This is a genomic window from Streptomyces sp. NPDC092296, assembly GCF_044755465.1.
GTDB lineage: Bacteria > Actinomycetota > Actinomycetes > Streptomycetales > Streptomycetaceae > Peterkaempfera.
In genome coordinates this window covers 24,558-37,028 of sequence record NZ_JBIVRB010000023.1, presented here as the reverse complement: position 1 = coordinate 37,028, position 12,471 = coordinate 24,558, and the positions used below count along the sequence as shown (strand labels likewise).

Below are 12,471 nucleotides of genomic sequence, written 5' to 3'. Positions count from 1 at the left end.
CCGGGCGCACGGGAGCCCGGCCGCGGATCGCTCCGTGGCCGGGCTCCGTCCGGTCCTGCCGGGTGCCGTCGGTCAGACGGCGATGGCGACCTCGGTGAACGCACCCTGCTGGGCGACGACCTTGCGGTCCACGGTCGCGCCGGGGACGAGGGCGCGCAGCGTCCACGTACCGGGGGCCGCGAAGAAGCGGAACTGCCCGGTCGCCGAGGTGGGGACCTCGGCCGTGAACTCGCCGCCCTCGTCGAGCAGGCGCACATAGCCGTTGACCGGCTCGCCGTCGCGGGTCACCGAACCCTGGATGATGGTCTCGTTCGCCACGTCAACTCCTGCCAGGTCGGGGCCGCCGGCCTTCGCACCGCACATGTGCCTGTTCTCCTTGTGGTGGGACGGTCGGATGGATGGGGGGGTTACTCGGCCGCGCCGAGCTCGATCGGCACGCCGACCAGGCTGCCGTACTCGGTCCAGGAGCCGTCGTAGTTCTTGACGTTCGGCTGGTCCAGCAGCTCGTGCAGCACGAACCAGGTGAGCGAGGAGCGCTCCCCGATCCGGCACAGCGCGATGGTGTCCTTGGCCAGGTCGACGCCCTCGGCCTCGTAGAGGGCCTTGAGGTCGGCGTCCGACTTGAAGGTGCCGTCGTCGTTGGCGTTCTTGGACCACGGGATGTTGCGGGACGTCGGGATGTGGCCGGGGCGCTGCGACTGCTCCTGCGGGAGGTGGGCCGGGGCCAGCAGCTTGCCGGAGAACTCGTCGGGCGAGCGCACGTCGACCAGGTTCAGGGTGCCGATCGCGGCGACGACCTCGTCGCGGAAGGCGCGGATGGAGGTGTCCTGGGCCTTGGCCCGGTACTCGGTGGCCGCGCGCTGGGGCACCTCGGCCACCAGGTCGCGCGAGTCGAGCTCCCACTTCTTGCGGCCGCCGTCGAGGAGCTTCACCGACTCGTGGCCGTAGAGCTTGAAGTACCAGTAGGCGTAGGCCGCGAACCAGTTGTTGTTGCCGCCGTAGAGGACGACCAGGTCGTCGTTGGCGATGCCCTTCTCGGAGAGCAGCTTCTCGAAGCCGGCCTGGTCGATGAAGTCGCGGCGCACCGGGTCCTGGAGGTCGGTCTTCCAGTCGATCCGGACGGCGTTGCGGATGTGGTTCTTGTCGTACGCGGAGGTGTCCTCGTCGACCTCGACGATGACGACCTTCGGGTCGTCCAGGTGGGCCTGGACCCAGTCAGCGTCGACCAGGACGTCGCTGCGGCTCATGGGGTTCTCCTCCGGGGCAGTTTCGGAAGGGCGGGGCAGTTTCGGAAGGGCGGGGCAGTTGCGGAAGGGCGGGGCAGTTGCGGAAGTGGAGATGCGCCCGTCGCTGCCGCGCGGCGGTGTCCGGTACGGGGCCGGATTCCCGGGCGGGGGCGCGGTCGGGCTTGGTGCTCTTCGATGGTGCCTGCGGGCCCGGATGCTGGGGGCTCGGCGCACCGGGAGGCCGTTTCACCGGCGGGGACGGCAGTCGGAGCTGCCGGGAGATGCCGTCCGCTCAGGACATTCGACACAGGCAGGCGGAGACGCGGCACAGGTCGACCGCCCGCCGCTTCGTGAGATCCGCCTGTCGCTTCATGCTGACGATGCTAGGGACTGGGCGCACCGCATGTCATGGGCGTATCGCATACTGAGACATTCTTGTTCGGATGCTGATATGAATGCCGGTGCGGGGCCGATTCGCCACCCATCCGGGCCCGACCAGCGCCGAAGCGGCCCCCCGCGCCCCAGGGCCGAGGCCGGGAACGCGTCCGCTCCGCGAGCCGGGCTGGACACGGCGTCTCGCGGAGCGGACGGGACGGAGCGGAGCCCGGAGCGTACGGGCGGGGGGTGCCGGCCGGGGTCAGCCCGCCAGGTTGAGGTTGTGGCCGGTGAAGCCGATCGACACACCGTCGGCCTGCGGCTGCACCGACTCCAGGCTGAGCCCGACCGGCAGCCCGGCGAGCTTCAGCGACGGCGCCAGCAGCGAACCGAGCGCCGACCCCACGCCGCCGGGAAGGCTGCCCAGGTCGATCCCGCCGCCGAGGGCGCTGACCGAGACATCGCCCACCGTGATGGAGTTCCCCTTGCGCACCGCCAGCCGCGCGGTACCGCTGCCGTCCACCTTGCCCAGCGGGGTGTCGACCTTGCCGGTGATCTTGACCTTGCCGTCCCCGGCGTAGGAGAGGGTGGCGCCCTGGCCCAGCAGCGAGGTGAGGTCGGCGTAGCTGATCAGCGCGGTGCCCTGGGCGCTGTCGGCGGTGGCGGAGGAGAAGCTGCTGTTCACCCGGACACCGCTGATGTGCGCGGTGAAGGACCGCAGCGTGGCCTTGTGGCCGCCGCCGCTGATCTCCAGGTCGTCGGCGGAGAGCCGCACGCTGTCCAGCTTCTTGGAGAGCACCTGGGTGAGGAAGGGGAAGCCCTCGATGGAGACATGCGGCTTGGTGTTCAGGTGCTCATGGCTCTGGATTCGCTCGGCCACCTTGGAGTCCGCCACCCCGACGGCGATCCGGTCGACCGCGACGAAGAGGCCGGCCAGGATCACCAGCGCGATCAAGAGTTTGGTCCAGGCGCGCATGGGGCTCCCTCATCGGTGGTTCCGTCGTGGGCTTCAGACGCCCCGGTGCGGGGCACGGTTCCGAGCCGACCATCATGCCGTACGACCGCAGCGCGTCCCGCCTGCTCAGCCGCCCGCGAACGGCGGCAGCACCTCCACCGTGCCGCCCTCGGCCAGCTCCACCGCCGCATGGTCGCGGCCCCCCACCGGACGGCCGTCCACCAGGAACGAGCAGTGCCCGAGCAGCTGCGCGAAGCGCGGCCGGTCGGCGCGGGCGGAGCGCGCCTGGGCCAGCGCCTCGGCCAGGGTCGCCGCCCGGTACGGCTCCTCGGCGGTCCCCGCCTCGGCCTTGGCCGCCGCCCAGTAGCGGATGGTCCCGGCGGGCGCCGTCGGTGCTGTCATGGCCGCCACTCCTCGTCCTCGTCGCCGTACTCGTCCCGGCCGGGCCGTGCCCGCCCGTCCACCCCCCATCATGCGGTGCCCTCGGCCGCCCACCGCGCCAGCCGGGCGCCGATCCGGTCGAGCAGCGGCTCATCGGCGGCGTTCTCGGCGTGGCCGAACCCCGGCTCGATCCACAGCTCCGCGTCGCCGCCCGCCGCCCGCGCCGCCGCGTGCAGCGACCGGGGGTGGTCCAGCGGGAAGTACGCGTCGCGGTCGCCGTGCACCACCAGCAGCGGGGTGCCCCCCAGCCGCGCCGCCGCCTCCACCGGCGGCACCGGCAGCGCCGTCCACTCCTGCGGGTCGATCCTGGTGCGCAGCCCGTACCGGGCCACCCCCCGGCCCACCGGGTGCATCACCAGCCGGTGCAGCCGCCGCATCGGCGCCGTACCCCGGTAGTACCAGCGCGCCGGGGCGCTCACCGCCGCCACCGCCGCCACCCCGCCGTACAGCGCCGCATGCCGGACGACCACCGCCCCGCCCAGCGAGAAGCCCACCGTGGCGACCCGCCGGTGGCCCAGCGAACGCGCCCACCCCACCGCCGCCCGGAGGTCCAGCACCTCGCGGTCGCCCACCGTGGAGAGACCACCCGAACGGCCGTGCCCACGGAAGGAGAACGTCACCACCGCGCCGTGCCGGGCGAACACCCGCGCCGCCCGCCGCACCGCCGGCCGCTCCACCGCCCCGGTGAACCCGTGCGCCACCACGAACGCCGTGGCCGCACCGGCCGGACCCGGCCGGTGGGCGGCGTGCACCCGGGTCCCGTCGGCGGCGGTCAGCAGCGCCTCGCAGGGCGCGCCCCAGCCCGCCGGGCCCCGCTCGGCGGTATTCCGGACCTTCGTACTGCCAGTCATGTGAGTTATTCTGCTGATGTGAAGGACCCGGGCAGAGTCGCCCCCGGGTCCTTTTGTGCTTAGAGGACGCCAGTACGGATACGTCCGGATCGGCCGGTACGCCACCCCGTGCCGCCCGCCCCGGACGGTACGGCCGCCACCGCACGACGGAGTGCACCCGGCGGTCGGCCACCGAGCCGAACCCGTCACCGGGCCGCCGCCCGGCACGGGGCGCCCCTCCCCGACCGGGCGAGGGGCGGGACACCGAAAGGGTCGCACCATGACGGGCAGGGCGGACACGGGACACCGAGGGTCGCGGGACCTCCGGCGCCGGACCCGTGCCACCCGGCGGGCACTCCCCGCCGCGCCCGCCGGACCGCTCCGGGCCCCGGCCGCCACCGCCGTCCTCACCCCGGTGTCCACCGACTGCGGCGGCAGCGGACCGGAACCGACCGCGACGACCCGGAAAGGGGCCCACCGGGTATGAGTTCTCTGCTACTGCTGACCAATGCCCTCCAGCCATCCGCCGAAGTGCTCCCCGCGCTCGGCCTGCTGCTGCACGGCGTTCGGGTGGCGCCTGCCGAGGGCTCGGCCCTCGTCACCATCCCCAGCGCCGACGTCATCCTGATCGACGGGCGGCGCGACCTGCCGCAGATCCGCAGCCTGTGCCAGCTGCTGCGCTCCACCGGGCCCGGCTGCCCGCTGCTCCTGGTCGTCACCGAGGGCGGCCTGGCGGCCGTCACCGCCGAGTGGGGCGTCGACGACGTACTGCTCGACACCGCAGGACCCGCCGAGGTGGAGGCCAGGCTGCGGCTGGCGCTGGGCCGGGCGGCGCAGGGGGTCGCCGACGACAGCCCGATGGAGATCCGCAACGGCGACCTCTCGGTGGACGAGGCCACCTACTCGGCCAAGCTCAAGGGCCGGGTGCTGGACCTCACCTTCAAGGAATTCGAGCTGCTGAAGTACCTGGCGCAGCACCCCGGCCGGGTCTTCACCCGCGCCCAGCTGCTCCAGGAGGTCTGGGGGTACGACTACTTCGGCGGCACCCGCACGGTGGACGTCCACGTACGGCGGCTGCGGGCCAAGCTGGGGCCGGAGCACGAGCAGTTGATCGGCACCGTGCGCAATGTCGGCTACCGGTTCGTCATCCCGGAGAAGCCCGACCGGGCCGGCGACCGCTCCCCCGCGCCGACCCCGGCCTGACACCGGCCCGACACCGGCCCGACCCCGCCCCGACCGACCCCGCGCGACCGGCCCGCCGCCCCCGTGGCGGGCCGGCCGCGGCGGCGCCCCCGGGCCGCCGAAGCTCCCAAAGGGTGGACCGCGCGGCGGCCCGGTTGACCACCCGCGTAGAATCCCGGGCGTGCCCAAGGTGACGCGTGACGATGTGGCAAAGCTGGCAGGTACCTCGACCGCGGTCGTCAGCTATGTCATCAACAACGGTCCGCGCCCGGTCGCGCCCGCGACCAGGGAACGGGTGCTCGCCGCCATCGAACAACTCGGCTACCGGCCGAACAGCGTGGCCCAGGCGATGGCCAGCCGCCGCACCAATCTGATCGGCATGGTCGTCCCCGACGCCCGGCAGCCGTTCTTCGCCGAGCTGGCGCACGCCGTGGAGCGGGTGGCCTCCGAGCGCGGCAAGCTGGTGCTGATCGGCAACTCCGACTACCGGGACGACCGCGAGGTCCACTACGTCCGCGCCTTCCTGGGCATGCGGGTCTCCGGCCTGATCCTGGTCAGCCAGGGGCCGTCCGAGCGCGCCGCCGAGGAGTTCGCCGCCATCGAGGGCGCCCGGGTGGTGCTGCTGCACCGCCGCCCCGAGGGGATCGACGACGTGGCGGTGGTCACCGACGACGTCGGCGGCGCCGAGGCTGCGGTCCGCCACCTGCTGGAGGTGCACGGCCACCCGTACGTCGCCTGCTTCGGCGGCCCGGTGGCCTCCCCGGCGCCGGGTGACCCGGTGGTCGACCACATCGAGGGCTGGGCGCGGGCGATGGAGGCGCACGGCGTGCTCACCGCCAAGCACCTGGTCGAGGCGCCCTTCGACCGGTACGGGACCTACCGGGCTGCGCTGGAGCTGCTGGGCTCCCCCGACCGGCCGCCGGCGATCTTCTGCTCCACCGACGACCAGGCCATCGGCGTGCTGCGGGCCGCCCGCGAGCTGGGGCTGCGGGTGCCGCAGGACCTGGCGGTCACCGGGTTCGACGACATCCCCGAGGCGTCGTTCTGCGACCCGCCGCTGACCACCATCGCCTCCGACCGCGACGCCATGGCCCGCGCCGCCGTCGACCTGGTCCTGGACGACTCCCTGCTCGTCCCCGGCTCCGACACCGAACGGGTCCGCCAGTTCCCCAACCGCCTGGTGATCCGCCGCTCCTGCGGCTGCGGCGACGACACCCCGGCCTGAGCCACCCCGTGCCAGTTCGATCATGCTCCGATTGATGCACTCCAGCGCCTAGCGCCAGACACATCACCGCAGGCAGAAACGGCTGACGTCTCCATCAGTCGGCAGTGCCGGGCGGGACGACCCATTCGGTGGGCTGGCCAGTGAGGGAGGCGATCATGTCGAAGTCGCCGTCGTAGTGGAGGACGGTCCGTCGATTGGCTTCGGCTGTGGCGGCGATCAGCAGGTCCGGCAGGGACAGGGCGCGGTGGGAGCCCGCGTTGAGGGCGTAGCGCTGGATTTCCAGAGCGCGACTGAAGGCATCGTCGGTGTGCAGGTAGTCAAAAGCGTGTAGCCAGGTGCTGATGCGGGTAGCCTCGGCGTTGTCCCGTGCCGAATGGATCATCTCGTACTCGGTGGGTTGGCACACTGCGAGCAGGTAGCGCTCGTGCAACGGCTTGAGAACTTCCTTCACGCCCGGTTTCGTCCAGCGTGCTAGGGCGGACTTGTCAATCAGGTAGCGGTCCTGCATCAGGCAGCGCGGCCTTCGCCTTGACCGTTGTCACGCTTGAGGGACCCGTCGGCGTTGCGCGGGCCGGTGGTCTCGATGATCTCGCTGAAGTCGAGCTCGCCGGCATCCATGGCGTCGAAGAGCTCTTGGCGCAGGTGACGCTTGACGGCATCCTCCATGGCGAGACGCACAGCCTTCGCCTTCGTCTTGGTACCGAAGATGCGCATGGCTTCGGTGACCATGTCCTCGTCGAGGTCGATGACGGTCCTTGCCATGTGGATGTCTCCCTCCGCAGTGTCCAGTAGGGAAAACGATACCACTATTGGGTGGTGAGTGATATCGTTTTGCGGCTCTGCGGGTAAGCTTGCGCGAAGCTCCGCACGGTCGGCGCATGGAGGAAGTGGACAAGCGCCGCGAAGTACCCTGCCGGTCCCGCGAAGACTGATCTTCGAGCCGAAGAACGCGGTCTCCCGCTTCCCATCTCCCGTGGTGGAGAGCGGTGACCTCGGTGGCCGGGAAGCGGGTGTGGTCTAGCAGGGTGGTGATCAGTCGCAGGGTGCTGCGACGGGAGGCGCCTCCCGAGTCGGTAGTGGTGATGGTCGCCTCGAACGATGGCGGAGACCCTGGCCAGCGGGTAGCCGCCGACGTCGTTCGTGCCTGGACCCGTCCGAAGTGGGCGGCATTGGCGGACATGTCGGCCAGCGCGAGGGTGGTGGCGTCCAGGGCCGTCAGGTGCAGAGACCGCCAGTACACCCCCGGTATCGTGGCGCTGGCGGCCGGTCCGCGCAGGCGCTGAAACAGTATCTTCAGCGGGGTGCTGCCCACCCGGCGTCGCTGTGGGAATGCCTGATCAGGTAGAACGTCACTCGGCAGCACCACCGCGCACCGGCAGCGCGATCGCTCACGGTCGCCCCCAGGGGCGCGCGGAACCGCGCGACCAACCACCCACCCCCGTGGCGCCCCACCCCAAACAAGCCCCCCACCCCGGAGGGCCCCGAGGCCCACCCCCACCTGGCCTTATGAGAATCCGACAGGCTTCTCGCCCCCTTCTGACCCTCCTCTCATCCCGTTCTCATGGACCCGGCGGAGCTTGGTCCCATGACCGAGCAGCAGCGCCCCAGCGCAGACACCACGCCCCTCCCGCCCGTCCCCCAGCAGCCCCCCACCGCCCACGTGCTGGAGGGCACCATCATCGACCCCGCCGGGTACGCCTACCGCGAGGACTTCAGCGCCCCCACCCCCCAGCCGAACCCCCAGCCGACCCCCGACCCCGCCGCCGAGCACCCCGACCCCGCCGACCCCGCCGCCGAAGCGCCCAGCCACCGCGCCGACCGCCGCCCCCGCCGCCCGCTGCCCCGCCGCACGCTCGCCCTGGCCGTCGCCGGCGCCGCCCTGGCCGCGCTGGTCGGCGGCGTCACCGGCGGCGTGGTGGCCGCCGACCGGGGCGGCTCCGCCGCCGTGAGCAGCGGCACCGTCGCCGACACCGTCTCCCGGAAGACCTCCGCCGGCGCCTCCACGGTGGCCGCCATCGCAGCAGCCGTCTCGCCCAGCGTTGTGGAGATCTCGGTCAAGTCGAACAGCGGCGCCGACACCGGCACCGGGGTGATCCTCACCGCCACCGGCCAGATCCTCACCAACTACCACGTGATCTCCGCAGCGGTGGACGACGGCGGCGCCATCACGGTCAGCTTCGCCGACGGCTCCACCGCGAGCGCCAAGGTGGTCGGTACCGACAAGAGCCTGGACGTGGCCGTGATCAAGGCCGCCGGCGTCAGCGGCCTCACCCCCGCGACCCTGGGCGACTCCGGCAGCGTGGCCGTGGGCGACGCGGTGGTGGCCATCGGCTCGCCCGAGGGCCTCACCGGCACCGTCACCTCCGGCATCATCAGCGCCAAGAACCGCCAGGTCACCGTGCAGGTGGACGAGGAGTCCACCCGCGACAACGGCGGCTTCGGCTACCCGAGGCTGCCCGGCATGGGCGGCGGCTCCGGCTCGTACGGCGGGTCGTACGGCGGCTCGTACGGCGACGACTCCGGCTCGACCTCGACCACGTCCTCCTCCACCGCCACCTACAAGGCGTTCCAGACCGACGCCGCCCTGAACCCCGGCAACTCCGGCGGCCCGCTGATCAACGCCTCCGGCCAGGTCATCGGCCTCAACGCCGCGATGTACTCCTCCTCCGACAGCAGCCAGAGCAGCAGCCAGCCCGGCAGCATCGGCCTGGGCTTCGCGATCCCGATCAACGACATCCGCGCGGTGCTGCCCCAGCTCCAGTCCGGCGGGACCCTGTCCGCGTGAGCCGCCGAATCCTTATGGCCGCCTCACCCGCAGCGGCGGACAATGGCCCAAGCAGACGCCCCACAGAACAGGACATCCCGGACAACAGCGGGCCCGACCCCCACCCCGGCCCGCTGCTCACACTGGAGAGACAGCCGACCATGACGCCCACCGACGCCGACCGCCCCGACGCGCTCGGCACCACCGCCCGCATCCTGGTGGTCGACGACGAGCCCGCCCTGCGTGACGCCCTGGAGAGCAGCCTCGCCTTCGAGGGCTACGACGTGCGCACCGCCACCGACGGCCTGGAGGCCCTGGCGGCGGTGGAGCGCGAGAAGCCCGAACTGGTGCTGCTCGACATCATGATGCCGAGGATGGACGGCCTCACCACCGTCCGCCGGATGCGGTCCCGGGGCGACACCGTGCCGGTGCTGATGCTCACCGCCCGCGACGCGGTCGGCGACCGGGTCACCGGGCTGGACGTGGGCGCCGACGACTACCTCGCCAAGCCCTTCGAGCTGGACGAGCTGTTCGCCCGGGTGCGGGCGCTGCTGCGCCGCAGCGCGCTGGCGGCCGAGGCGGCCAGGCTGGAGGAGGCCGCCGACGCCGAGGTGCTGGCCTTCGAGGGCCTGCGGATGAACACCGCCACCCGCGAGGTCACCCGCGACGGCCACCCGGTGGAGCTGACCCGCACCGAGTTCATGCTGCTGGAGATGTTCCTGTCGCACCCCCGCCAGGTGCTCACCCGCGAGCAGATCCTCAAGGCGGTCTGGGGCTTCGACTTCGAGCCCTCCTCCAACTCGCTGGACGTGTACGTGATGTACCTGCGCCGCAAGACCGAGGCCGGCGGACTGCCCCGGCTGATCCAGACCGTCCGGGGCGTCGGCTACGCCCTGCGCGCCGCCGGCCGGAGCACCTGACGGCGATGAACGACCGCGTCCACAGCGCCACGGGCTGGTTCCGCCGCATCCCGCTGCGCCGCCGGCTGGCGCTGCTCACCGCGCTCGCGGTGGCGGTGGCGGTGGCGGTCTCGGCGTTCTCCTGCTGGGTGCTGGTACGCGGCCAGCTGTACGAGCAACTGGACAACAACCTCAGATCCAAGATCACCCTGGGCCCCGGCGGCCAGCTCGGCCCGGCCCAGGCCATCGGCCAGTACTGCATCGACCGCCGCCCGCCGCCCGGACTGCGCGCCGACAACGTCACCCTGGTCCTCACCAGCGGATCGCCGTGCGCCATCACCGGCCAGCCCACCGACAGCTCGGTGACCGTGACCACCGCCGACCGGGAGGTCGCGGCCACGCCGGGCACCGAACTCCAGCGGTACGGCACCCTCACCGACGGCACTCCGGTCCGCGTCTACACCCGCAACATCGGCCCCGGCGTCGCCCTCTCCGTGGCCGCCGGCACCGGCTTCGTCGACAGCCAGCTCAGCTCGCTCGCGCTGCGCCTGGCCATCGTCGCCGCCTGCGGTGTGATCATGGCCTCCAGCGCCGGCCTGCTGGTCGCCAGGGCCGCGCTCAAACCGGTGGACCGGCTCACCGACGTGGTCGAGCACGTGGCCCGTACCGAGGAGGTGGGCACCACCATCCCGGTGGAGGGCAAGGACGAGATCGCCCGGCTCAGCGAGTCCTTCAACGCCATGAGCACCGCCCTGGCCAACTCCCGCGACCGGCAGACCCGGCTGATCGCGGACGCCGGGCACGAGCTGCGCACCCCGCTGACCTCGCTGCGCACCAATGTCGACCTGCTGGTCCGCAGCGACGACACCGGCCGCGCGCTGCCGCCGGAGACCCGCACCCGGTTGCTCGGCCATATGAAGGCGCAGATGGGCGAGCTGTCCACCCTGATCGGTGACCTGCTGGAGCTGTCCCGGCCCAGCAGCGGCCGCTCCGCCCGGGAGACCGGCGTGGTGGCGCTGCACGAGATCGCCGGCCGGGCGGTGGAGCGGGGCAGGCTGCGCGGCCCGGGGCTGCACTTCGACGTACGGCTCGACCCCTGGTACGTACGCGGCAGTGCCCATGGGCTGGAGCGGGCGCTGATCAACCTGCTGGACAACGCGGTCAAGTACAGCCCGCCCGGCGGCAGCGTGGACGTCCTGCTCGCTCAGGGGCGGCTCACGGTCCGCGACCGGGGGCCGGGCATCGCACCGGACGAGCTGCCGTACGTCTTCGACCGGTTCTGGCGCTCACCGTCGTCCCGGCAGCTGCCCGGCTCCGGGCTCGGGCTCTCCATCGTCGCCCAGACCGTCCGCGACAGCGGCGGCGAGGTCACCCTCGGCCCGGCCGAGGACGGCGACCCCGGCACCCTCGCCACCGTCCGGCTCCCCGGCGCCCCCACGCCGCCGCCCGCCCTCCCGGCGATCGCCCGGCGCCCTGACCGATCAGCGGGGGACGGCCAGCCCTGAACGATCAACGGGAACGATCAGCTGGGGACGATTCGGCGGCGCCGTCGGTGGACAGTCGTATGGTCGTGACCATGGACGCTGCTGCTGCGGGGACGAGCCCCGCCGAGGACCGCATCGAGACCGTCACCGTGCCCACGCCGGAGGACGGGCGGCGCATCGCCGCGCTGCTGGAGGCCGCCGCCGCCGAGGACGGCCGGGCGGCCGTCTCCGAGCAGGGCCGCCTGCAGCTGCGGGCCGAGCGGACCGGGGTGCGGCACCTGCTCCAGCACGACGGCTACGGCACCCTGATCGGCTACGCCCAGCTGGACGGCTCCGCCCCGGGTGAGCCGCCCACCGCCGAGCTGGTGGTGGACCCGGCGCACCGTGGCGCCGGGCACGGCCGGCTGCTGGCGGAGGCGCTGCTCAAGGCCGCCGACGGCCCGGTGCGGCTCTGGGCGCACGGCGGCCACCCGGCGGGGCGGCGGCTGGCGGAGCTGCTCGGGCTGGAGCTCTTCCGCGAGCTGCGCCAGCTGCGGCGGCCGCTGCCCGCCCCCGGCCCGGAGCTGGACGCCGAGCTGCCGCAGCCCGCGCTGCCGCCGGGCGTGGCGGTCCGCCCGTTCCGGCCGGGCGGAGACGACGACGCCTGGCTGCGGCTGAACGCGACCGCCTTCGCCCACCACCCCGAGCAGGGCTCCTGGACCGGCCGCGACCTGGCGGAGCGGCTGGCCGAGCCGTGGTTCGACCCGGCGGGCTTCTTCCTGGCCGTCCGGGGCAGCGGCGCGGACGAGCGGCTGGTCGGCTTCCACTGGACGAAGGTGCACCCCCGCGTGCCCGGTCAGGAGCAGGTCGGCGAGGTGTACGTGCTGGGCGTCGACCCGGCGGAGCAGGGCAGCGGGCTCGGCCGGGCGCTGACCGCCATCGGGCTGCGCCACCTGGTCGAGGACCGGGACCTGCGGGCGGCGATCCTGTACGTGGACGCGGACAATCCGGCGGCGCTGCGGGTGTATGAGCGGCTGGGCTTCGGCGTGCACGAGGTGGACCTGATGTACCGCACCCCCTGAGGTGGCGCGCCCCTCCGGTAACACACCGG

14 protein-coding genes are annotated in these 12,471 nt (G+C 72.9%); 6 read left to right on the top strand and 8 right to left on the bottom strand.

Features of this window, described 5'->3' with window-relative positions:
• Positions 1–72: 72 nt before the first annotated feature.
• The 6 genes from ACIQGZ_RS28550 to ACIQGZ_RS28525 form a co-directional block, all read right to left on the bottom strand.
• Positions 73–363 carry a DUF1416 domain-containing protein gene (locus ACIQGZ_RS28550; protein WP_402607362.1) on the bottom strand — a complete coding sequence of 97 codons (291 nt, stop codon included), beginning with the start codon at positions 361–363 and terminating at the stop codon, positions 73–75.
• Between the two features lie 44 nt (positions 364–407).
• Positions 408–1,247 carry a sulfurtransferase gene (locus ACIQGZ_RS28545; RefSeq protein ID WP_402607359.1) on the bottom strand — a complete coding sequence of 280 codons (840 nt, stop codon included), beginning with the start codon at positions 1,245–1,247 and terminating at the stop codon, positions 408–410.
• Between the two features lie 271 nt (positions 1,248–1,518).
• A complete protein-coding gene (locus tag ACIQGZ_RS28540; protein ID WP_377274234.1) occupies positions 1,519–1,599 on the bottom strand; it encodes an Ms5788A family Cys-rich leader peptide in 81 nt (26 codons plus the stop codon).
• Between the two features lie 264 nt (positions 1,600–1,863).
• Entirely contained in the window at positions 1,864–2,577 is a 714-nt protein-coding gene (locus tag ACIQGZ_RS28535; protein ID WP_402607356.1) for a DUF2993 domain-containing protein, read from the bottom strand.
• A gap of 105 nt (positions 2,578–2,682) precedes the next feature.
• A complete protein-coding gene (locus ACIQGZ_RS28530; RefSeq protein ID WP_402607354.1) occupies positions 2,683–2,958 on the bottom strand; it encodes a MoaD/ThiS family protein in 276 nt (91 codons plus the stop codon).
• Positions 2,959–3,026: 68 nt separating this feature from the next.
• Positions 3,027–3,848 carry an alpha/beta hydrolase family protein gene (locus tag ACIQGZ_RS28525; RefSeq protein WP_402607352.1) on the bottom strand — a complete coding sequence of 274 codons (822 nt, stop codon included), beginning with the start codon at positions 3,846–3,848 and terminating at the stop codon, positions 3,027–3,029.
• Positions 3,849–4,310: 462 nt separating this feature from the next.
• Here ACIQGZ_RS28525 and ACIQGZ_RS28520 point away from each other — a divergent pair, with 462 nt between their 5' ends.
• Entirely contained in the window at positions 4,311–5,030 is a 720-nt protein-coding gene (locus ACIQGZ_RS28520; protein ID WP_402607350.1) for a winged-helix domain-containing protein, read from the top strand.
• 160 nt (positions 5,031–5,190) lie between these two features.
• Complete coding sequence (locus tag ACIQGZ_RS28515) at positions 5,191–6,234, top strand: LacI family DNA-binding transcriptional regulator (protein ID WP_402607347.1); 1,044 nt, start codon at positions 5,191–5,193, stop codon at positions 6,232–6,234.
• Positions 6,235–6,328: 94 nt separating this feature from the next.
• On the opposite strand, the gene ACIQGZ_RS28510 is transcribed toward ACIQGZ_RS28515, so the two are convergent.
• Complete coding sequence (locus tag ACIQGZ_RS28510; RefSeq protein ID WP_402607345.1) at positions 6,329–6,742, bottom strand: PIN domain nuclease; 414 nt, start codon at positions 6,740–6,742, stop codon at positions 6,329–6,331.
• Positions 6,742–6,996, bottom strand: coding sequence for a type II toxin-antitoxin system VapB family antitoxin (locus ACIQGZ_RS28505; protein WP_402607343.1), 255 nt, complete (start codon positions 6,994–6,996; stop codon positions 6,742–6,744). Before ACIQGZ_RS28505 ends, ACIQGZ_RS28510 begins: the two co-directional genes overlap by 1 nt.
• Before the next feature lie 823 nt (positions 6,997–7,819).
• Here ACIQGZ_RS28505 and ACIQGZ_RS28500 point away from each other — a divergent pair.
• From ACIQGZ_RS28500 to mshD, 4 genes are all read left to right on the top strand, one after another.
• Entirely contained in the window at positions 7,820–9,019 is a 1,200-nt protein-coding gene (locus ACIQGZ_RS28500; protein WP_402607340.1) for a S1C family serine protease, read from the top strand.
• A 140-nt stretch (positions 9,020–9,159) separates the two neighbouring features.
• The gene (locus ACIQGZ_RS28495; RefSeq protein WP_402607338.1) at positions 9,160–9,918 is read left to right on the top strand and encodes a response regulator transcription factor; all 759 of its coding nucleotides are present in this window, start codon (positions 9,160–9,162) and stop codon (positions 9,916–9,918) included.
• A gap of 5 nt (positions 9,919–9,923) precedes the next feature.
• Positions 9,924–11,402, top strand: a complete 1,479-nt coding sequence (locus ACIQGZ_RS28490) for an ATP-binding protein (protein WP_402607335.1) — start codon at positions 9,924–9,926, stop codon at positions 11,400–11,402.
• A gap of 71 nt (positions 11,403–11,473) precedes the next feature.
• Positions 11,474–12,442, top strand: a complete 969-nt coding sequence (mshD, locus tag ACIQGZ_RS28485; protein ID WP_402607333.1) for a mycothiol synthase — start codon at positions 11,474–11,476, stop codon at positions 12,440–12,442.
• Positions 12,443–12,471 lie beyond the last annotated feature (29 nt).

Bases quoted from the DNA above. Each gene is read 5' to 3' on its own strand.
- ACIQGZ_RS28550 (WP_402607362.1), bottom strand. From the start codon at position 363: ATGTGCGGTGCGAAGGCCGGCGGCCCCGACCTGGCAGGAGTTGACGTG.
- ACIQGZ_RS28545 (WP_402607359.1), bottom strand. From the start codon at position 1,247: ATGAGCCGCAGCGACGTCCTGGTCGACGCTGACTGGGTCCAGGCCCAC.
- ACIQGZ_RS28540 (WP_377274234.1), bottom strand. From the start codon at position 1,599: ATGAAGCGACAGGCGGATCTCACGAAGCGGCGGGCGGTCGACCTGTGC.
- ACIQGZ_RS28535 (WP_402607356.1), bottom strand. From the start codon at position 2,577: ATGCGCGCCTGGACCAAACTCTTGATCGCGCTGGTGATCCTGGCCGGC.
- ACIQGZ_RS28530 (WP_402607354.1), bottom strand. From the start codon at position 2,958: ATGACAGCACCGACGGCGCCCGCCGGGACCATCCGCTACTGGGCGGCG.
- ACIQGZ_RS28525 (WP_402607352.1), bottom strand. From the start codon at position 3,848: ATGACTGGCAGTACGAAGGTCCGGAATACCGCCGAGCGGGGCCCGGCG.
- ACIQGZ_RS28520 (WP_402607350.1), top strand. From the start codon at position 4,311: ATGAGTTCTCTGCTACTGCTGACCAATGCCCTCCAGCCATCCGCCGAA.
- ACIQGZ_RS28510 (WP_402607345.1), bottom strand. From the start codon at position 6,742: ATGCAGGACCGCTACCTGATTGACAAGTCCGCCCTAGCACGCTGGACG.
- ACIQGZ_RS28505 (WP_402607343.1), bottom strand. From the start codon at position 6,996: ATGGCAAGGACCGTCATCGACCTCGACGAGGACATGGTCACCGAAGCC.
- ACIQGZ_RS28500 (WP_402607340.1), top strand. From the start codon at position 7,820: ATGACCGAGCAGCAGCGCCCCAGCGCAGACACCACGCCCCTCCCGCCC.
- ACIQGZ_RS28495 (WP_402607338.1), top strand. From the start codon at position 9,160: ATGACGCCCACCGACGCCGACCGCCCCGACGCGCTCGGCACCACCGCC.
- ACIQGZ_RS28490 (WP_402607335.1), top strand. From the start codon at position 9,924: ATGAACGACCGCGTCCACAGCGCCACGGGCTGGTTCCGCCGCATCCCG.
- mshD (WP_402607333.1), top strand. From the start codon at position 11,474: ATGGACGCTGCTGCTGCGGGGACGAGCCCCGCCGAGGACCGCATCGAG.